At 45.2% G+C, this 20,878-nt stretch carries 17 protein-coding genes and 1 pseudogene; 10 read left to right on the top strand and 8 right to left on the bottom strand.

What is annotated here, in order from left to right; translation table 11 throughout:
• Positions 1 to 18 precede the first annotated feature (18 nt).
• From RDN79_RS10420 to glmM, 10 genes and pseudogenes are all read left to right on the top strand, one after another.
• Positions 19 to 582, top strand: coding sequence for an RNA polymerase sigma-70 factor (locus RDN79_RS10420; protein ID WP_298549551.1), 564 nt, complete (start codon positions 19 to 21; stop codon positions 580 to 582).
• Positions 583 to 1,209: 627 nt separating this feature from the next.
• Complete coding sequence (locus RDN79_RS10425) at positions 1,210 to 2,577, top strand: hypothetical protein (RefSeq protein WP_374044506.1); 1,368 nt, start codon at positions 1,210 to 1,212, stop codon at positions 2,575 to 2,577.
• Between the two features lie 81 nt (positions 2,578 to 2,658).
• Entirely contained in the window at positions 2,659 to 4,335 is a 1,677-nt protein-coding gene (locus RDN79_RS10430) for an OmpP1/FadL family transporter (RefSeq protein WP_298549548.1), read from the top strand.
• A gap of 453 nt (positions 4,336 to 4,788) precedes the next feature.
• Positions 4,789 to 5,097, top strand: a pseudogene (locus RDN79_RS10435) (hypothetical protein); the annotation flags it as partial.
• Between the two features lie 522 nt (positions 5,098 to 5,619).
• The gene (locus RDN79_RS10440) at positions 5,620 to 6,213 is read left to right on the top strand and encodes an RNA polymerase sigma factor (protein ID WP_186931137.1); all 594 of its coding nucleotides are present in this window, start codon (positions 5,620 to 5,622) and stop codon (positions 6,211 to 6,213) included.
• Positions 6,214 to 6,555: 342 nt separating this feature from the next.
• Entirely contained in the window at positions 6,556 to 7,206 is a 651-nt protein-coding gene (gene rpe, locus RDN79_RS10445) for a ribulose-phosphate 3-epimerase (protein WP_298549546.1), read from the top strand.
• Positions 7,203 to 8,483: a ComEC/Rec2 family competence protein gene (locus RDN79_RS10450; protein ID WP_298549545.1), complete on the top strand. Its 1,281-nt coding sequence runs from the start codon at positions 7,203 to 7,205 to the stop codon at positions 8,481 to 8,483. The genes rpe and RDN79_RS10450 overlap by 4 nt, the downstream gene beginning before the upstream one ends.
• Before the next feature lie 38 nt (positions 8,484 to 8,521).
• Positions 8,522 to 9,571 carry a bifunctional oligoribonuclease/PAP phosphatase NrnA gene (locus RDN79_RS10455; protein WP_298549544.1) on the top strand — a complete coding sequence of 350 codons (1,050 nt, stop codon included), beginning with the start codon at positions 8,522 to 8,524 and terminating at the stop codon, positions 9,569 to 9,571.
• 54 nt (positions 9,572 to 9,625) lie between these two features.
• Positions 9,626 to 10,207 (top strand): DUF4827 family protein, encoded by a 582-nt coding sequence (locus tag RDN79_RS10460; protein ID WP_298549543.1) that lies wholly within the window; start codon positions 9,626 to 9,628, stop codon positions 10,205 to 10,207.
• A 10-nt stretch (positions 10,208 to 10,217) separates the two neighbouring features.
• Positions 10,218 to 11,606 carry a phosphoglucosamine mutase gene (glmM, locus tag RDN79_RS10465; protein WP_298549541.1) on the top strand — a complete coding sequence of 463 codons (1,389 nt, stop codon included), beginning with the start codon at positions 10,218 to 10,220 and terminating at the stop codon, positions 11,604 to 11,606.
• A gap of 99 nt (positions 11,607 to 11,705) precedes the next feature.
• On the opposite strand, the gene RDN79_RS10470 is transcribed toward glmM, so the two are convergent.
• The 8 genes from RDN79_RS10470 to RDN79_RS10505 all read right to left on the bottom strand — a co-directional run bounded on the left by RDN79_RS10470 (position 11,706) and on the right by RDN79_RS10505 (position 20,505).
• Positions 11,706 to 12,881, bottom strand: a complete 1,176-nt coding sequence (locus RDN79_RS10470) for a phosphoribosylaminoimidazolecarboxamide formyltransferase (protein WP_298549540.1) — start codon at positions 12,879 to 12,881, stop codon at positions 11,706 to 11,708.
• Positions 12,882 to 12,907: 26 nt separating this feature from the next.
• Entirely contained in the window at positions 12,908 to 13,399 is a 492-nt protein-coding gene (locus RDN79_RS10475) for an NUDIX domain-containing protein (protein ID WP_298549539.1), read from the bottom strand.
• Between the two features lie 198 nt (positions 13,400 to 13,597).
• Positions 13,598 to 15,673: a DNA topoisomerase 3 gene (locus RDN79_RS10480; RefSeq protein WP_298549538.1), complete on the bottom strand. Its 2,076-nt coding sequence runs from the start codon at positions 15,671 to 15,673 to the stop codon at positions 13,598 to 13,600.
• A 171-nt stretch (positions 15,674 to 15,844) separates the two neighbouring features.
• Positions 15,845 to 16,618, bottom strand: a complete 774-nt coding sequence (locus tag RDN79_RS10485) for a prephenate dehydrogenase/arogenate dehydrogenase family protein (RefSeq protein WP_298549537.1) — start codon at positions 16,616 to 16,618, stop codon at positions 15,845 to 15,847.
• A 94-nt stretch (positions 16,619 to 16,712) separates the two neighbouring features.
• On the bottom strand, positions 16,713 to 17,780 hold the full coding sequence (locus tag RDN79_RS10490; RefSeq protein ID WP_298549536.1) for a bifunctional 3-deoxy-7-phosphoheptulonate synthase/chorismate mutase type II: 1,068 nt from the start codon (positions 17,778 to 17,780) through the stop codon (positions 16,713 to 16,715).
• Positions 17,781 to 17,855: 75 nt separating this feature from the next.
• Entirely contained in the window at positions 17,856 to 19,046 is a 1,191-nt protein-coding gene (locus RDN79_RS10495; protein WP_298549535.1) for a pyridoxal phosphate-dependent aminotransferase, read from the bottom strand.
• Complete coding sequence (locus RDN79_RS10500) at positions 19,021 to 19,866, bottom strand: prephenate dehydratase (protein ID WP_298549533.1); 846 nt, start codon at positions 19,864 to 19,866, stop codon at positions 19,021 to 19,023. Before RDN79_RS10500 ends, RDN79_RS10495 begins: the two co-directional genes overlap by 26 nt.
• A 291-nt stretch (positions 19,867 to 20,157) precedes the next feature.
• The gene (locus tag RDN79_RS10505; RefSeq protein ID WP_298549531.1) at positions 20,158 to 20,505 is read right to left on the bottom strand and encodes a hypothetical protein; all 348 of its coding nucleotides are present in this window, start codon (positions 20,503 to 20,505) and stop codon (positions 20,158 to 20,160) included.
• Between the last annotated feature and the right edge of the window lie 373 nt (positions 20,506 to 20,878).

Here is a 20,878-nt window from a genome sequence, read left to right on the forward strand (position 1 = left end):
GTTATAGAAGATGAGACGATGACAGAGCAGGAGATCAGAAAATATTTAAGGCAGATCGAAGAAGAGAATTCCCAGACTGCTCTGCGCTGTTTTTATAATCTTTGCTTCGACCGTTTCTTTCGTATAGCCTACTACTACCTGCATACGGAAGAATGGGCGCAGGAGGTCGTCCTCGATGTGTTCCTGAAAATATGGGAACGCCGCGAGTCCTTGCACCATATTGCCAATCTGGAAGATTATTTCTTTATCATGATAAAAAATGCCTCCCTGAACTATCTTGAAAAAGAACAGCGCCGGAAAGACATGGCGGCGGATGCTTTTGACGGTACGCTCCTATCCGGCGAATCGCCTGAAGACATCCTGGTCAGTGAGGAACTTTTCGCCCACTATGTCAAGGCCCTCGACCGCCTGCCGGAACGATGCCGTGAAATATTTATCCGTGTACGCGAGGAAAAACAGTCCTATGCCGAGGTCGCGAAAGACTTGGGCATAAGCGTCAATACGGTCGACGTACAGTTGCAGAAAGCGACCGGGAGGTTGCGGGACATGTTGGCGCGTTATATAAGCGGAACCGGAAAATGAATACTTTTTCCGTCCGATTTAACAAGGTAATGAGATGAAAGATAGGGATAAATTCATCGCGCAACAGCGTCTTCTCTATCCGGACCGAAGTTCTTGTAGTTATTGTACGGTTTTCCAAAATACCCGTTGGTCCAAATCGAAACAGTAGTGCATAAAATTGGGTTTTCTACCCCGTTTATTTCAAATTTCTATTGCGGGTAATATTTTTTAAGAAACCTTCAAAAGTATAAGATGCTGGATGATAGATAAATATGAATATCGCTCTTTTAAGGGATGTTATTGTATAATTTAACATTTCAAATAAAGGATGTGCCATCATTTCTTCTGATTATCAAACGAGGTCTTATTTCCATGAAATATCGGGTGAACCTATTCTTTTCCATATGCACTGCAGCGTTTCTTTCTTCCAAAGCATCTTATCTGTAAATAGGGATTATCGGACGATGAAGCGGTCCGGATCGTTAAAGTATATATAAATGCTTGGAAACTATTTGGAAACAGCTATATTTGTCAATAAAATGGATGGTTTTTATTAATGAGGCAGAAAGGGTAATTAAACCTACCCCCTTGTATTTAGTCTAAAGAGTAGAAAAATTATAAAGTAGAGGAGAAACGAATATGAAACCCATGAAATTAACGTCTTTGATGGTGATGCTTCTGGTTGGCTTCAGTGCCGCAGCCCAGGAGGAGTTCTTTGATGATGTGTATTTCTCTTCCAGCAAAAAAGATAAGAAAGAAAAAACAGAAGAGAAGGTTATACAGCCTAAAGAGAAAGTGGAACGCACGGCAATAGCGTCTACATACAGCACAAGCAAACGCAAGAGTGCTGTGTCTGATGAAGAACGCGATGTAGATGAATATAACCGCCGCTATACTTCGGTCGACGTGGAAGAGCCGTATGACGAAGAATCGGAGGGTGAAGTCCTGGCCGAATATAACGACGATATGGATAATGAAGCAACGGTCGCTTCCGGTTCTAAAAAGGAACGCCGTTCGGATACGGAATATACCGAGCGTATCATCCGTTACCATTCGCCGAGCAAGATTACGATTGCCGGAGCAGACCAGGTCGATCTGTATCTGAGTGACGGGTACTACGGGTATGGCTACGATACGGACTATTCCAATGGCAATGCCAACGTAAGTGTCAATGTGAATATCGGCAACGGCTGGGGCGGTTACTATGATCCGTGGTACAGCGGATGGTATGGTGGCTGGTACGGCGGTTGGTATGATCCCTGGATCTACAGCCCGGCCCGCTATTGGGGCTACGGTCCCTCCTTCGGCTTCGGCTGGGGTTGGGGCGGCTTCTATGCCGGCTACTGGGGACCGTCCTGGGGCTGGGGGCCTGGTTACTGGGGACCTGGTTACTGGGGACCCGGTTATTGGGGCGGTGGATATTGGGGTGGCTCTTGGGGGCATCATCACCATCATGCAACACCGTATTATCGTACTAATGCAGGTCGTTCAACTTCTTATGCAAATAGTTATAGAGGTAGCGGAGGTAGAAATGGTAGTTCGACTTATAGGCAGTCTTCGCGTGATAGATACAATAATGGCTCAGCCACTTCTTTGAGAGGAGATGGAAGCACTTCTGTTGTCAGTAACAGAAGCAATCGATCTGGTCGCCCTTCTGCTTCACAGGGTACAACTATCCGAAATGAAAGTATTACAGCGCGTCCATCCTCTTCCAGTAGCTCGGCAAGAACACGTGTAAGCCGTCGGAATGATGCTAATACAATTGGATCATCTTCATCTTCACGTATTTCTTCTCGCTCATCATCTTCTAATTCTTCAAACCGTCAGTACACAGCTCCGGCAAGAAGTAATAATAGAAGTAGTTTTGATAATAGTAGTACTCGTTCTTCTCAGTCAAGAAGCCAGAGCACTTATACACCTTCAAGAAGTAGTAGTTCCGGTTCTTCTTACAGTGGTGGCGGTGGCCGTTCTGGTGGTGGTGGCGGTAGCGGCAGAAGCGGTGGTGGCCGTCGGTAACGAGTTGTTTGTAATATAAAATATTGAGGGGCAGATTTCTGCCCCTTTATCAATAAAAGGTATTAGTAAAAGAAAAAAGTGATGAATAGAATAGCATGCTTATTAGTTTCAGCATTCCTATTAAGTGGTGGTGCTGCGTTTGCGCAAGGCGAGTTGGATGCCTATAGGTATTCTCAAACCGATTTAAATGGTACTGCCCGCTATTTGAGTATGGGAGGTGCTTTTGGTGCATTGGGGGGGGATATTTCTGCAATGTCTTCCAATCCGGCCGGCCTGGGAATCTATCGTAGCTCGGAAGTGGTTACAACATTGAGTTTGTCATCGATCAAAACGAAATCCGACTGGAATGGTTCAAAGGCTGATGGCAGTAAAACAAAGTTTAATTTTGATAATATCGCCTATGTAGGATATTTTCCCACAGGAAATGATGAAGGGGTAATAGGGTGGAATGTTGGCTTCTCTTATAATCGAGTAAAGAACTTCAATCGTAATTATCGTTTATCCGGTACTCAAAATTTTTCGTTAGCTGACTATGCTGCAGCTAAGGCTTCTTATGTTGGAACTGATAATAATGGTGGCTGGTTTGGTGTTAAAGAAAATGATATGCCTCCATTTAATCAGATTAATAGTGAATCAATTGCAGCATATAATGATTTAGGAGGAGTTTGGTTACCAGGGTTAGCTTATCAATCAGGAATGATTGGAGCAAATAAAAAGGATGCAAATGATGATATGTATCATTCAACTTTTGCAGAGTGGGATGAGGCGAATCAGACGTGGTATCCTGATAGTCGACCGGATCTTTCTTCATTGGAAGTCAGTGAAAGAGGGGCTATTGACCAATATGATTTTTCGTTTGCTACAAATATTTCAAATAAGTTTTTTTTAGGTGCTACTATTTCTGTAACTGATTTGAATTATCGGATGTCTTCTGAATATACAGAAGAATATTATTATACAGATGGTTCTATAGATCATTTGTTTTGGGATAATGAGTTAAGAACCGATGGTACTGGGTATTCATTTAATATAGGAGCAATTATTCGTCCTTCTGATTACCTGCGTTTAGGTGTCGCTTATAATTCTCCTATTTGGTATAAGTTGACAGATTCTTATTTTGGAAGTGCAGAAACGCTTAATGGGAATTTTGATCCAGCAAAAGCAAATGGTGCAACTCCAAGTAATCCGAATCCTTATACAATGTATAAACTTCGTACTGCGGATAAGTGGATTTTTAGTGTTGCTGGTATTATTGGACAAACCGCTTTGATTAGTTTGGATTATGAATTAGGAAATTATAGCTTTATGAAGCTTTCCGACCAGGATGGATATGAATATACAGATATAAATAAAGATTTAATTAAAAAAGATTTTGGTTATGCTCATACGATAAAGCTTGGAACTGAGATAAAAATAACTCCTCAATTCGCTATTCGTGCCGGTGCTAACTGGCGGACAAGTCCGATGAAAAAGGAGTTTAGAGAAGGGGCTTTCGAGGTATTTCCGGCAGGAACAGTTGCCCATTATACCTTGGATAAAGGAACAACTTCGTATTCCGTAGGTTTTGGATATCGTTTTACTCCTAATTTTTATATGGATTTGGCTTGTGTATATCGTCAATATAAGGAAGATGCTTATACGTTTTCTAAAGTTATTATAGAAGATAATAATGGTTTTCACACGCTTGTCGATTCAGAAGCAATCGGGCTGAAAACAAATACTACCCAAGTTGCCCTTACGTTAGGTTATAAGTTTTAACTAATATAGATTATATAATTCATCCTCTATCCGTGTAACTTATTTACGGGTAGAGGTTTTTTTTTGAAAAAACAAACAAAAAATTTGTTTATATGAATGTATTGTATTAATATTGTAGTGTTGATTTATTATTTTTCTGTACAGAGAGTGAATATATCTTAGATCCTTACATTTCTTCCTAAACCTTTGTGTTTTTATCAGAATTTGCCTGATGGAACCAACCTTTTATAAAGAAGTGCTTCTATTTGTTTTTAACTACGTTGTTTTTATGTTTTTTTATTTAAATCTGAATGTTATGGAAATATTAAGTAAGCTATTGGCATGTTTATTAGTATGTAACATGCTCTTTTCATTGTCGTGTCGTGATGAAATAATTCCAGAAAAAGACTCACTTAATAATTTGTGTAAGATCAAAAGAACCATTATTTTTGTCTTATTCTAAAACTGAAGGGAATGTCCGTAGATGCAGTAAAACAAGAACTGTTGGCGAAGTTGAAGCAAGAGCATTGTTTCTGGTCGTACAATGAAAGCTCGGTCAATGAGGTTTCGGATGAAATATTGATAGAGAAAACTTTGTTGCACTTGGATTTGGAAGAAATCAACCAGCTGTTTCAGATATTTTCATTCAAGAAGATAAAACAAGTGTGGCTGGACTATCTTATTCCTCAAGAGGAATATCTTTATACGTTGAACCGCTTTTTTGCTTGGTATTACTTTAAAGTAAAGAAACCGGATGCCTATATCAAATCTATGGCTACTCGCCAGAGTGAAGATTTGGACTTTATGAAGTGGCGTACTTGTAAAACGGAGAAGATGGAAGTCATGTTACGGCGAAGTTATTTCCGTGATTATTATGATATCTTTTCTATTTTGAAAAGTGGTATGTCTATAAATGATTTAATTTCTTTGGCTTTAAGTTATTCCGGGCATAAGTTGAAATCTAAAAATTTGTTGGCTATGCTTACTAATAGCAATCGTTTCACAAGAGATGCCGGATTTGATCAATTGTAACCAGTTTATTCTGTTACTGCACAAGAGATAGAAGAATTTATCAAATCCAGCCTGTTGTGAATGGCGACTTTGTTCGTAAAAGCCCCCTGTTCGTACATAAAACGTACGGGCAGGGGGCTTTTTTGCGTAAAAATAAAGGAAATGTTTGCCTATTTAAAATACTTTTCGTTCTTTTGCCTTTGTAAATATAAATAATAGTATTGTCTAACAATTTTAAACATCGTTGCCTATAGCATAAACATTACTCAAGAAAAAACTAAAAATATAGAAGTAATGAAGACTTTAAGAATGATGACTGACGAAGAGTTGGTTGTTCTTTATGCAGAAGGTAATAATGCTGCTTTCGATGTATTGTTGAATCGTTATAAAAGTAGCATACACTCCTACATTTACTTTATAGTTCATAACAAAGATCTCACAGAAGATATCTTTCAGGAGACTTTTGTTAAGGTGATTATGACTATTAAACAAGGCCGTTATACCGAAAACGGCAAGTTTAAGGCATGGATTACCCGCATTGCTCATAACCTGATTATCGACAACTTCCGCCAGGAACGTAGCGAAAATACGGTTTCAAACGATGAGGTGGAAGTGGATCTTTTCAATAATATCAAACTTTGTGACGGTACGATCGAAGATAACATCGTACGCCATCAGGTATTGTCCGATGTGAAAAAACTGGTGAAGCATCTGCCCGACAGCCAACGCGAAGTATTGGAAATGCGTTATTATCAGGATCTTAGTTTTAAAGAAATTGCTGATATTACCGGTGTGAGCATCAATACGGCTCTGGGGCGTATGCGCTATGCGATCTTGAATATGCGCCGTATGGCGGAAGAAAACAGTATCGAGCTGTCGATGGCCTGATCGTAAAAAATGAAAATTTATTTTCTTGTCATACAATAAGGAGAAAGCCTTCCCGTTTTATTATCAAACAAGATAAAAAACGAGCTGCCTATGAAGAGACTTTCTACTCAATGTATGAATGAAATAGAAAATAAAACAGACAGGAACCGAAAAGAAAGGAAAACAACGCCGCGTCGGCAAACACTTGATTTCCTTACTCAATTTGCGAGGGTTTATCATTCAGAACCCGCTTTACGCACGGAATTCTGTGGTTTGGTAATGAACTAAGAAATTTGGAAAGAGGATGCCTTTACTGGTATTCTCTTTCTTTTTTCATACCTTTGCAGAAAAGCAAAAAGAAGTATGAAACATAAAATAGCACCTTCTCTGTTGGCTGCCGATTTTCTGAACCTGCAGCGGGAAGTGGAAATGATCAATAAGAGTGATGCCGATTGGTTGCATCTGGATATCATGGATGGGGTGTTCGTCCCTAATATATCGTTTGGCTTTCCGGTTCTGGAAGCGTTGAAACCGATCTGCAAGAAACCGATGGATGTACATCTGATGATCGTGGAGCCGCAAAAGTTCATTCCGGAAGTGGCGGCTACGGGCGCCTATATGATGAATGTGCATTATGAGGCCTGTACGCATCTTCACCGTACGGTGGCGGCGATCAAAGAGGCGGGGATGAAGGCGGCTGTCACATTGAATCCGCATACGCCGATATCCCTGTTGGAAGATATCTTGCAGGACTTGGATATGGTGTTGCTCATGTCGGTGAATCCGGGGTATGGCGGACAGAAATTTATCGAACATTCGATAGATAAAACGGCTCGTCTGAAAGATATGATCCTGGCAAAAGGATTGAACACCTTGATCGAAGTCGATGGCGGGGTGAATATGCAGACTGCAAAACCTTTGCTTGAAGTGGGTGCAGACGTGCTGGTTGCCGGCAGCTTCGTTTTCCGTTCTCCTGATCCGTTGAAGACGATCCGGGAACTGAAAGAATTATGATAAAAGAATTACAGATCCGTCCATTTGCCCGTCCGCTGCTTGTCTGGATCACGGGGATTATGTTGCAGACCGTTTTTTCGTGTTGTATTTATTCTTGGGTATTATTATTGCTGCCTGTTATAGCCCTTGCCACAGCCGGTCTAACCTTGAGAGGGCGGGAATATTTTTGTTATGAAACCCGTTGGCTGTGGGGAGCGGTTTTTTTGTCCCTGTTGCTTTTCCTTTCGATACAAAAGACTGCTTATTCGCAGTCTGAATCTGTATCGGAGCATCCGGTTTCCGGCCTTTCCCGTTGGGCCCGGGAAGAACAGCAGCGATTATTGGAACCGATCGCAAAACTGAATCTGACCGATGAAGAAAAATCCGTACTGGCCACTATTACCGTCGGTTACCGGCAAGCCATGAGCCGGGAAGTGAGAGACCGTTTTTCAGCTACAGGGGTAGCGCATGTTTTGGCCGTAAGCGGCTTTCATGTGGCAATCGTCTGTGGATTTTTGTCTTTTCTTCTTTCTTTTCTCCCCCGTAACGGGCTTGCCAAGTGGGTCCGGTATCTGTCGACCATTGCGTTGTTGTGGGCTTTTGTTGCGGTGACAGGGTGTGCCGCCTCGGCTGTCCGGGCAGGATTGATGCTGACTTTGTTTCTGACGGGACTTGTCTTGGGGAGGATGACGGAACGGTATAACATTCTGGCGGCTTCGGCTTTCGGCATGTTGGTTTATGAACCGCTTTTTCTGTTCGACATCGGTTTTCAACTAAGCTATTTGGCCGTGTTTTCCATTTTGTATTTTCAGCCCCGGTTACAACATTTGATAGAAATCCGCAATCCCCTTTTTCTGACTCCGTGGAGATGGATCACCGTAACGCTGTCGGCACAAATCGGCACGACGTTCCTCTGTCTTTATTATTTCGGGCGATTTTCAACCGTCTTTTTGTTGACGAATCTGCCACTTACCTTGTTGGCGACGCTGTTGGTGCCTGTATGCCTGGTCTGGATGTTGCTGCCGGCAGGTTTTCCGGGTGCTGAGTGGTTGCAGGTTGTTGTGGAATGGCTTGCGCATCGTTTGCTCTGGATCGTAGATTCTTTTAGCCGGGTGCCGGGAGCGTTTTTTTCTTTCCGGTTCGATTTCCTAATGATGCTGGTGGCGTATGGAATGCTTTTGTCCACCTTATTGTATGGTCATACCGGGCGTTCGCGCTATCTGTTTGTCACGCTGTTTTTGTTGTTAATTATACTCCTTGTCCGGGTGATTGAGAATTTAAAGCTGTGCGGAATCTAAAAAAAGTAGTACCTTTGTCACTGAAAATAAGAGAATATATGATTACGAAAATCATTCACGAAGAGAAAATTCAGAAAGCCAAGAAGTACGTCGAGAAAGGCGAAAGTTTTGTAATAGTGACACACGTTACCCCTGACGGGGATGCTATAGGTTCCGCATTGGGACTGTACCATTTTTTGACAGCCTATGGAAAAGATAATGTGGCGGTAGTGGTTCCCAACGATTTTCCTCAGTTCTATAAATGGATGCCGGGTCATAAGGAAATCGTCATTCATGAGAAATATCCTGATTTTGCCGAGCAGTTGATCCGGGATGCGGATGTCATATTCTGCCTCGATTTCAACGAACCCAAGCGTATCGAGAAACTGGCTCCGGCTGTTGTGGCGGCAGAGGGGCGTAGGGTGATGATCGACCATCATCTGAATCCGGCCGATTTTTGCCGGGTTACGATGTCATATCCTGAAATGTCGTCTACGAGCGAGATGGTTTTCCGTTTCATCTGCCGCATGGGGATGTTCGACCTGATCAATAAGGATTGTGCCGCTTGTATCTATACGGGCATGATGACGGATACCGGTTCGTTTACCTACAACTCGAATAAGCCGGAGATTTATACGATCATAAGCGAACTGATCAAGAAAGGCATCGATAAGGATTTGATCTACCGGAAAGTGAACCAGGTCTATTCGGAAAGCCGTTTGCGCATGATGGGATACGTCTTGTATGAAAAGATGAAGGTTTATCCGGAGCAAAACGCCGCTCTGATCACGCTTTCGTTGGAAGAGATGAACCGTTTCCATTATGTGACAGGCGATACGGAGGGATTTGTCAACCTGCCGTTGAGCATCGAGAATGTGGCTTTCAGTGTCTTTATCCGCGAAGATAAGGATTATGTGAAGATCTCGCTTCGGTCTGTCGGAGATTTCCCCTGCAACCAGTTTGCAAGCCGGTATTTCAATGGCGGCGGACATAAAAATGCTTCGGGTGGAGAATTCCATGGTTCATTGGCCGATGCTGTTGCCGTGTTTGAGGAGGGTTTAAGGGTATTTAATCCTAATAAAACAGAAGATTTAAACAAACATGCCTGAGATATGGCTGAGATTATATACATTTGCCATTCATTTACAATAAATACGTAACAGATGAAGAGAGGTTTTTATATCCTGTTGATTATGTGCACTGCCATAATGGTGGTGTCGTGTGACAAGACAAAGTCATACACTGATATGTTGAAGGCCCAAAGAAAAGCGATCGAGCGTTTGCAGGTTGATAGCGGATTCGTCTTTTTAGATGAATTTCCTAAGGACAGTATTTTTAAGGAAAATGAATTTGTTGAGTTGGATAATGGTGTTTATCTGAATATCGTCAATAGAGGAAACAGCGAACGTGCGGTGTTGGGACAAACGGCGATCCGTTCCCGTTTTATTGCTCAGATGTTTATGGAAAATAGCAGCATGGGAACCGGTACTGTCAACCTGCTCGGGCCGCATTCTAACGGAACGTCTCCAGTTGAGTTCAGGTATGGTTATTACACCAGCCTTTATCCGGATATGGATTATTATTATGATATATTTATTTGCGAAGGTTTAGGTGCCGGACTTCCTTATGTGGGAGACAGCGCGGTTGTCAAACTGATCGTTCCGTTTAAACTGATGAGCAGTGATTTCCAGAGTACGGGAACTCCTGTCTTTTTTGAGAAAGTGAAATATACTTTTATAAAATAAATCTAACTAAATGACACTGATTAAATCTATTTCTGGTATCCGTGGGACAATAGGCGGAAACCCGGAAGACGGGCTCAATCCGTTGGCTATTGTCAAGTTTGTGGCCGCTTATGCTACATTCATTAAGAAAAACACGAAGGTGACAACAAACAAGATCGTGGTAGGCCGTGATGCACGTATCTCCGGTCCGATGGTTAAACAAGTCGTTCTCGGTACGCTTACCGGAATGGGCTTTGATGTGGTAGACATCGATCTGGCTACTACCCCGACCACAGAGTTGGCCGTTGCCTGGGAAGAAGCTTGTGGCGGTATCATTTTGACTGCCAGCCATAATCCGAAACAATGGAATGCCTTGAAGTTACTGAACGAACGGGGTGAATTCCTGAACGCTGCCGAAGGCGCCGAGGTACTGAAGATAGCGGCTGAAGAAAGTTTTGTATTCGTCGATGTCGACAATTTAGGAAAAGTCTATCTCAACAATACCTACAACCAAAAGCACATCGAGAGTGTATTGAAGCTGGATTTGGTGGATGTCGAGGCTATCAAGGCCGCTAATTTCCGTGTCGCTATCGACTGTGTAAACTCGGTAGGCGGTGTCGTTATTCCCGAATTGCTTTCTGCTCTGGGGGTAAAGGAAATTTTCAAGCTGCATTGTGCTCCTCACGGTAACTTTGCACACAATCCGGAGCCGATCCCTGAAAACCTGACGGAGATCTCCGACTTGATGAAGCATGCCAAAGCCGATGTCGGTTTTGTCGTAGACCCTGACGTAGACCGTTTGGCTATTATCTGCGAAGACGGGGAGATGTTCGGCGAAGAATATACATTGGTGGCTGTCAGCGACTATGTTTTGAGCCATACACCGGGCAATACGGTTAGCAACCTGAGTTCAAGCCGTGCTCTGCGTGACGTAACCCGTGCTCACGGTTGTGAGTATAACGCGGCAGCAGTGGGCGAAGTGAATGTCGTGACGAAGATGAAGGATACTAACGCCATCATCGGTGGTGAAGGCAATGGCGGTGTGATCTATCCGGCCAGCCATTACGGTCGTGATGCTTTGGTGGGCATCGCCCTGTTCCTGACTCATCTGGCAAAGAAACAGATGAAGACAAGCGAATTGCGTGCTTCCTATCCTCCGTACTTCATTTCGAAGAAGAAAGTGGAGCTGACTCCGGATATCGATGTGGATGCTATCCTGGCAAAAGTGAAAGAGAGATTCGCCCAGTATGATATCACCGATATCGACGGTGTGAAGATCGACTTCCCTGAAAAATGGGTTCATCTGCGCAAGAGCAATACGGAACCGATTATCCGTATTTATTCCGAAGCCCACACGATGCAGGAAGCTGAAGAAATTGGTGACGAGCTGATTCAGATCATTCGTGATATGTGTAAATAATCTTCATCGAGATAAAAAGAAAAGAGGTTATGCTTGATTGCATAGCCTCTTTTTTTGTCTTTTCATAACACCGGTGTTATGAAACCCTTGTTTTCCTTTTTAATGGTGGAACAACCGTATGCCTGTGAATGCCATTGCGATGCCGTATTTGTCACATGTGTCGATCACATGGTCGTCACGGACGGAACCGCCTGCCTGTGCGATATAATCCACGCCGCTCTTATGCGCCCGTTCGATATTGTCGCCGAAGGGGAAGAAGGCATCGGAACCCAATGAAACGCCTTTTAGCGTGTCCAGCCAGGCACGTTTTTCTTCGCGTGTCAGGACTTCCGGTTTTTCAGTGAAGAACTGCTGCCAGATACCGTCGGCCAAAACATCTTCATGGTCGTCGCTGATGTAGACGTCGATCGTGTTGTCGCGGTCTGCACGGCGGATCTTCTCGATCCAGGGCAGGTTCATTACTTTCGGATGCTGGCGCAAGTACCAGATGTCCGCTTTGTTGCCTGCCAGACGGGTACAGTGGATACGACTTTGCTGGCCGGCACCGATACCGATGGCCTGTCCGTCCTTGACGTAGCAGACTGAGTTGCTTTGTGTATATTTCAGCGTGATAAGAGCGATGATCAGGTCGCGCTTCGCTTCGTCCGGGAAGTTTTTGTTCTGGGTCGGGATGTTGGTCAGCAGGCTTTCGTCCAGCTTGATCTCGTTACGTCCCTGTTCGAATGTGATACCGAAAACATCTTTGTGCTCGACGGGGGCTGGGCGATAAGCCGGATCGATCTTGATGACATTGTAAGTGCCTTTCCGTTTATTCTTCAGGATTTCGAGTGCTTCCGGCGTATAGTCGGGAGCAATGACGCCATCGGAAACTTCGCGGTTGATGAGACGTGCAGTCGCTTCATCGCATGTGTCGCTGAGTGCGATGAAGTCACCGTAAGACGACATGCGGTCGGCACCGCGGGCGCGGGCATAGGCGGTTGCAAGAGGAGTGAGCGGAAGGTCGTCCACAAAATAGATCTTTTTCAACGTGTCACTCATTTCGATTCCCACGGCGGCTCCTGCCGGACTTACGTGCTTGAAGGAAGCGGCGGCAGGCAGTCCGGTTGCTTCTTTCAGTTCCTTTACTAATTGCCAACTATTGAAGGCATCCAGGAAGTTGATATATCCGGGACGTCCGTTCAAGACTTCTATGGGCAGTTCCCCTTGCTGCATGAAAATGCGCGACGGCTTCTGGTTGGGGTTGCAGCCGTACTTGAGTTCTAATTCTTTTGCCATTGTTTTATGCTTTAGTGTTTTGCAGTTTACATGAATAACCGTTTGTATTCCCCTTCGAAGTTGGGCGTGAAAACTCCTTTTCCTATATTTTCGAGGATTTCGGCAGAGGACCAGAAACGTCCGCCGTCCAGTTCGGAAGGGTCGGGGGTGACCGGACCCTCGTAAGTGGTGCGGTAGGTATTGACCAACTCTTTTTCTATGGCCGATTCGAATACATAACGGGTGATGAATCGCGGGACGAAATCTGTTATCCCTAATTCTTCCCGTACTTCCCGGCGAAGGGCTTCTTCGACCGTCTCTCCGTAGTCGATATGGCCTCCCACGGCCGTATCCCATTTACCGGGTTGGATATCTTTGTTCATCGAACGCTTTTGCAGGTAGAGATCGCCCGCTTCATTGAAAATATGCAGGTGCACTACTGGATGTAACATCTTCGATCCGCTATGGCACTCTTTGCGCGTCGCCTTCCCTATCGTCTCTCCCTCCTCATTCACCAAAGGAAACCATTCTTCTTTCATTGATTTTTGATTTTGAGAACAAAGATAGAGAAATAAGGTTATCATTGCCAACAAATATATGATATATGGAGCAGGAAGATTTAAATAAGGAGCCTAATCGTTTGTAGGAACCAATGGTTGAGAGTATCATGCGAGACAATCAAATACAAATATTGACTGTCTGGGATAATTGAATGAATCCGGACACATTAAATCGTATTATTTCCCAATCCCGCTAATTACCTTTATCAATTCCTCATCCGATAGTCCGTCGCCATAAGTGGCGTAGTCCATGCGGAAGGTGCAACCATTCTTATATTCGGAACAGCCGTAAGCGGTTTTACCACGCAGGATGCCGCCTTTTTTGCAGATAGGGCATACCGGCTTTGCGGGAGCGGTTGTTTCTTCCGGCTGACCGGCAGTCTTTTCTTTTTTGGCACGCGGCTTGCGCGGTTTCTTTTCTTTCGGTTCTTTTTCGGCTTGGGGCTTTTCCGGAGCAGCCTGCTCGATCGTGATGGTGCGTCCGGTCTGGTCGGAGAGGACGTTGATCACTACCTGATGGACCATCTGCTTGAGTTCTTCCAAAAAAGTACGGGCTTCATAAGTGCCCCGTTCGATCTGCCGGAGTTTCTTTTCCCAGAGACCGGTCAGTTCAGCGCTTTTCAACAGCTCTTCCTGTATCGTGCCGATGAGTTCCACACCGGTAGCCGTAGGGAAGAGATTCTTACGTTCCTTGCGGATATAATTACGTTTGAACAACGTCTCGATGATGGCGGCACGGGTGGAAGGACGGCCTATGCCGTTTTCCTTCAATGCGTCTCGCAATTCGTCATTGTCCACGAGTTTACCCGCGGTTTCCATGGCGCGGAGCAATGTCGCTTCGGTGTAAGGTTTGGGCGGCTGTGTCCATTTTTCGCCTAATGTCGGTTTGTGGGGGCCGCTTTCTCCTTTCACGAAATCCGGCAGTACGCCTTCTTCGTCTGAAGATTCGGCATCCGGATCCTTTTGTTCGGCACCGAACACGACGCGCCATCCCGGTTTCAGAATCTGTTTGCCTGTTACTTTGAAATCGACTTTGCTGACTTTACCCAGTACCGTAGTTGTCGAGATTTCGCAATCCGGATAGAAAGCCGCGATGAAACGGCGGGCCACCAGGTCGTACACTTTCCGTTCGTTGTCTGTCAGGTTACGTGCCGGTACGCCGGTCGGGATGATGGCATGGTGGTCCGTCACCTTCGAGTTGTCGAATACACGTTTGTCTTTCCGGATCTTTGCCTTCAGCAATGGAGCTGTCAGATCGGCATAGTCGACCAAGCCGCTAAGCGTGTTGGGAACTTTCGGATAAATGTCGTCACTCAGGAAAGTGGTATCGACACGCGGGTAGGTCGTCACCTTCTTTTCGTATAGCGACTGGATCAACTTCAACGTTTCGTCTGCCGTGAAAGCAAATTTCTTATTGCATTCCACCTGCAACGAAGTCAGGTCGAAAAGGCGGGGAGCATATTCCTTACCCTTCTTTTCAGATATGTCGGTGACGGTGAAATCCTCTTGCCGGACTATTTCCAGGAAGGCTTCCCCTTCTTCTTTCTTCGTGAATTTGCCTTTGGTGGCCGAGAAGGTCGTATTTCGGTAAACTGTCTTCAGTTCCCAATAGGGTTCCGGCTTGAAGTTGTCTATTTCAGCTTGCCGGTTTACGATAAGTGCAAGGGTAGGCGTCTGCACCCGTCCGATGGAGAGCACTTGCCGGTTTTGTCCGTAGCGGAGCGTGTAAAGGCGTGTCGCGTTCATCCCTAACAGCCAGTCACCGATGGCACGGGAAAGACCGGCCTCATACAACTTGGTGAAATCGGACTGTTCTTTCAAGTGTTGGAAACCTTCGCGGATCGCTTCTTCGGTCAACGAAGATATCCACAGGCGGTAGACCGGGCATTTGCAACCGGCCTTTTGCATGACCCAACGCTGGATCAGTTCTCCTTCCTGGCCGGCATCCCCGCAGTTGATGACCATTTCGGCGTTCTGCATCAGCTCTTCGATCGTTTTGAATTGCTGTTCGTATGTGGGGTTGCTGATCAGCTTGATCCCGAACCGGGGCGGGATCATCGGGAGGGAAGCCAGGCTCCATCGTTTCCAGTTGTCCGAATAATCGTTGGGTTCCTTAAGAGTGCACAGATGACCGAAAGTCCAGGTTACCTGATACCCGTTCCCTTCAATATACCCGTTCATCTTTTTTGTTGCCCCGAGAACTTCTGCAATTTCGCGTGCTACACTGGGCTTTTCAGCTATACATACCTTCATCCGTAAAACACTCTTTTTTGAAATAAGCATACAAAAGTACGTTTTCCCGGTGACTTTCCGAAATCATCTGTATGATTTTACCTTGTCTTCGTTATCTTTGGTCTCGTATCCGGCCTGCTGACCGGATGCGTGAAAAACTGATAATCTGACCCCCGATCAGGAGGCAGGTGTTTATTCGATATTCTTCCTGATTTTTGTCAGGTATTCCTTCATCCCTTCCGAATCCTTGTCTTTGATGATGCCCTGCAAGATGTCCAGTTCTTCTTGGATGCGTGCGATCTGATGAGGCGTGCGCGGGTTGAAAAGGATTTCCGTCAAGAGATAATCATCTTCTGAAAGAAGACCTCTGGCGATCTTCATATGACGTTTGAAGGTTGTACCCGGAGCATCCTGGTGCTTCATCGTGGCAGCGAATACCATTGTAGATGCAAACGGAATACCGAGCGAGTAGGCCACGACTTTGTCATGTTCCTCGAAAGTATATTCGCAGATATGCAGGCGCAGGCTGGAGTAGATATCTTTGAAGAATATTTTCCCCAGATGATCCCCTTCGGAGATAATGATCGTATTCTCTTTTTCCAGTTGTCCCAGGTTTGCGAATGTCGGGCCAAACATCGGGTGGGTGGAAACATACGGGAAGCCGCATGTCTCGTAAAATTCCTTCAGATGCGTCTTGACCGATGCGATATCCGAGATGATGCAGTAGGGTTGCAGGTAAGGCATGACATTCTTGAACGCTTCGATCGTATAGCTTAATGTCACGCAGTTGATGACTAATTCAGGTTTGAACTCGGCTACTTCTTCCGGCTTCTGCAGGCGAAGGGCGTTATAAATGAAACGCATCCGCTTCGGATCGTTTTCAAGCACGGCTACTTCATGTTCAAAACTAAGCAAATCGGTGAAGAAAGATCCCATCTTCCCTGCACCTAATATCAGTATTTTCATTATTAATAATTTTTCAATGTGATAATGTGTCAATAATAACGTACCAATGTGCCAATGAAACATGCCTTCTGATTGACACATTGGCAAATTATTATTATTCATTCATGATGATCATCTGTTGGCGTACGGATTCTTCATGGATTTCTTTCAGGATTTCTTTTACAAAGTCCGTGTTCAGTTCCATCTGTTCACCCATATTGGAACGCTTTTCCAGAATCTCGCTGTATCGCGGTGATTGCAGGATCGGCATATTGTGTTCTTTTTTATACACGCCGATCTCGCGGGAGATACGCATACGTTTAGCCAGCAACTCCAATAATTGTTCGTCGATACCGTCTATCTGGCGACGGAGTTCGGCCAGGTTTTCCGTTGTCTGGTTGGAGTCGCGGATAACCAGTAAATTCAGAACGTAATCCAATACATCCGGCGTGATCTGCTGTGAAGCGTCGCTCCAGGCGCAATCCGGGTTACAATGCGATTCGATGATCAAACCGTCGAAACTCAAGTCCATAGCCTGCTGGCAAAGAGGTGCGACCAGTTCGCGTTTGCCTCCGATATGGCTCGGATCGCAGAAGATCGGCAGGTTCGGCATGCGGCGGCGAAGCTCGATAGGAATATGCCAGAGCGGGAGGTTACGGTACATCTTTTTATCGTACGAGCTGAAACCGCGGTGGATGGCACCCAGGCGACGGATACCGGCACCGTAGAGACGCTGGAAAGCACCGATCCACAACTCCAAGTCCGGATTGACCGGGTTCTTGATCAAAACAGGAACGTCCACGCCTTTCAGAGCATCGGCGATTTCTTGTACGGCGAACGGGTTAACCGTTGTACGGGCGCCGATCCACAACACGTCGATCCCTGCTTTCAATGCTTCGAACACATGGTCTTTCGTTGCCACTTCGGTAGCCACGTACATACCTGTTTCCTTTTTTACCCGTTTCAACCATTGTAGGCCTTCTGCACCGATTCCTTCGAATCCACCCGGTTTGGTACGAGGTTTCCAGATTCCTGCTCGGAACAGCTTGATGCCTTTGTCGGCGATTCCTTTTGCTGTTTCCATTACCTGCTCTTCTGTCTCTGCGCTACACGGACCGGCGATTACGACAGGGCGTTGCGGGTCTACACCGGGTAACATGATTGATTCTAATTCCATTTCCATGACTGTATGATGATTTATGATTTATAATTAATGATTTATGATTTATGGGATTATGATTTGATGGCGACGCATAAATCATAAATCATAAATCTTTTTCACTCTCTTCAGGGCTTCTTCCAAAGTCTCGTTTTTGCAACAGAGCGAGATGCGGATGTAACGTTCGCCCTGGCTGCCGAAGATGAATCCCGGTGTCAGGAATACATTGGCTTCGTACAGGACCCGGTCGGCTATCACTTCGCTGCCTTTTGCCTCGGCGGGGATTTTTCCCCAGAGGAACATGCCCACCTGCTTTTCGTCATATTCGCATCCCAACGTATGCATGATCTGTCCGGCGAGGTCGCGCCGGCTGCGGTAGACGCGGTTCATATTGTCGTACCATTCTTTCGGGGCGCTCAACGCTTCGACGGCTGCGTGTTGCATCGGCTTGAACTGTCCGGAGTCGATATTGCTTTTCACTTTAAGGATCCACTGTACGAACTGGGCGTTGGAGGCGAGCATCGCCATACGCCAGCCCGGCATGTTGTGCGCCTTGCTCATGGAGTTCATTTCGATACAGATGTCTTTGGCTCCCGGTACGGACAGGATGCTCAACGGATGCTCGTTCAGGATGAAGCTGTATGGATTGTCGTTGCAGATGATAATCCCGTGCTTTTTTCCGAAAGCGACCAGCTTCTCGTACAGTTCCATGCTGGCATTTGCCCCTGTCGGCATATTCGGGTAGTTGGTCCACATCAGCTTGACGTTCGAGAGGTCCATTTTTTCCAGCTCTTCGAAATCCGGTTGCCAGCCCAGTTCTTCTTTCAGTTCGTAAGGGATCAGGTTGGCTTCAACCAGTTTGCTTACCGAACTGTAGGTCGGATAACCTGGATTGGGAACCAACACGCCGTCGCCCGGATTCAGGAATGCCAGCGAGATATGCAGGATTCCCTCTTTGGAACCGATTAACGGCTGGATTTCCGTTTTCGGATCGAGATCGACGTCATACCATTTCTTATACCAGTCGGCGAAACCTTTACGCAGTTCGGGAATGCCTACATACGGCTGATAGCCGTGTTCGTTCGGCTGACGAGCATGTTCACACAAAGTCTCGATGGTCCGTTCCGAAGGAGGAAGGTCGGGACTGCCTACGCCGAGGTTGATCACGTTTTTGCCTGTGGCATTCATTTCGGCTACTTCTTTCAGTTTCCTGGAAAAGTAGTATTCCTGTACGCTACCTACACGGTTAGCGGGTGCAATTGTTTTACACACTTTGTTTTCCTTCTGCATATTCGCCTAATATTTTTAAGTCTTTTGTCAACGGTCTAATAGCATCCAATGCCTGTTTGTAGCGCAGATAATCTGTAAATGTCAGATTGATATAGAACAGATATTCCCATTCGCGTCCGATGATCGGCAAGGATTGTATTTTGGAAAGATTCATGTCGTAGAAAGAGAGGACGGAGAGAACTTTGGAGAGGCTGCCGGCTGTGTGGGGGAGGGCGAAAACGACGGATGCTTTGTTTTTGTCTTCACCTTTGAGCATCTCGTCTGCCGTCCATCGGTCGGCGATTGCCAGGAAGCGGGTGAAGTTGCGTTTGTTGGTTTCGATCCCTTCGGCCAAGACTTCCATGTTGTAGATCTGGGCGGCCAGTTTCCCGCAGATGGCGGCGTGTCCTTTCAGCTGGTTTTCCGAAATCCACCGGGCGCTCATGGCGGTGTCTTCCTTTTCGACCACTTTTGCGTTGGGCAGCGTATCGAGGAAATCGGTACATTGCATCAAGGCGATCGGATGGGAGTTGACCTCTTTGACATCGTGGATATTGGTCCCCGGAAGTGCAACCAGCGAGTGGGAGATACGCAGTTTGTATTCACCGATAATTTGTAAACCGCTTTCGCGGATCAACTCGTGGTTTTGCAACAAGCTGCCTGCGATTGTATTTTCGATCGCCATCATTCCTAAAATGGAAGGATCTTTCTTGATGGTCGAAATAACATCTCTGAATGTATTGCAACCGATAATTTCAATCTCTTCACCTTCGAAATAATTACGGGCGGCTATGTCGTGATACGAACCGGCTATTCCCTGGATTGCTACTTTCTTTTTCATCTTCTCTTTATCTATTAATTTTCAATTCTCAATTTTCAATCACAAAAAAAGTCCCACCGAAACCGGCAGGACTTCATATTTTGTTATTGATATATACATTCATTCATCAACGCTTCACATACAAACTCCTGCCTTCACTCTGCTAAAGTAAAAGTAATAAAAGTAATATGTAAAGCTAAATCGATTCATTTTGTCTCTTTGTTTTTAAATACGCAGCAAAAGTAACGCTTTTTTGGAAACTACAAGCATAAAGTGATAATTTTTTTCATTACATCCGAAATATTTATTCCGTCAGGGTTGTCTTCTTAGCCAGATAGACATGAATCGGTCGTATATCATGTATCCTTTTGCCGACTTGTAGGCAATCTCTCTATCAATCAGTTTTCCTAATGCCGTGTTCACGCTGCTGGCGGCTTTCAGCTTGTATTTCGAGATGAATTTTCCGGAGTTTATTTCGGCTACGGTTCCCTCTTTCGCTATCGCTTTCATTAATTTGGCCGCCACTCCGAAATAGGCTGCTATCAGATTTTGGTATCCATAGACACCTTCGTCCGTCAGTTCCTGTATGGCGCGATTGGTGAATGTTTTGTCTGTTATATCTGTGTCATAACCGTATAATCTGTTTATCAGTGCCTGCATATACCTGGTATGTCCTTCAAACTCGTCATACATATATAGAACGTGCCACTGTCGAATTTCCGGTTTACCTCTTGGAAGAAATGACAGGTAAAGTCGTAGTACTCTTCCTTCCGGCAAAGATAAAGCGGGCATTGGGAACAAATTGGATATAAGAACGTAGCAGGGCTTCGACCCCTTTTTCCGGATATTCGTCAATCTGCTGAAATTCGTCAATTGTGAAAGTTAATAAAGCGAAGGTAAAAAGAAATGTGCTATGAAAAACGAGTACTTGATATCTTTATGCGTGCTATTTTTATATTTTGCAATCTTCACTTTTCCCTAATTCAAGCTTCTGGAGTGAAAAGCGAGTGAGATTAGGCGAGGTTTTGGAAAT

Source organism: uncultured Parabacteroides sp. (genome assembly GCF_902493135.1).
Lineage (GTDB): Bacteria > Bacteroidota > Bacteroidia > Bacteroidales > Tannerellaceae > Parabacteroides.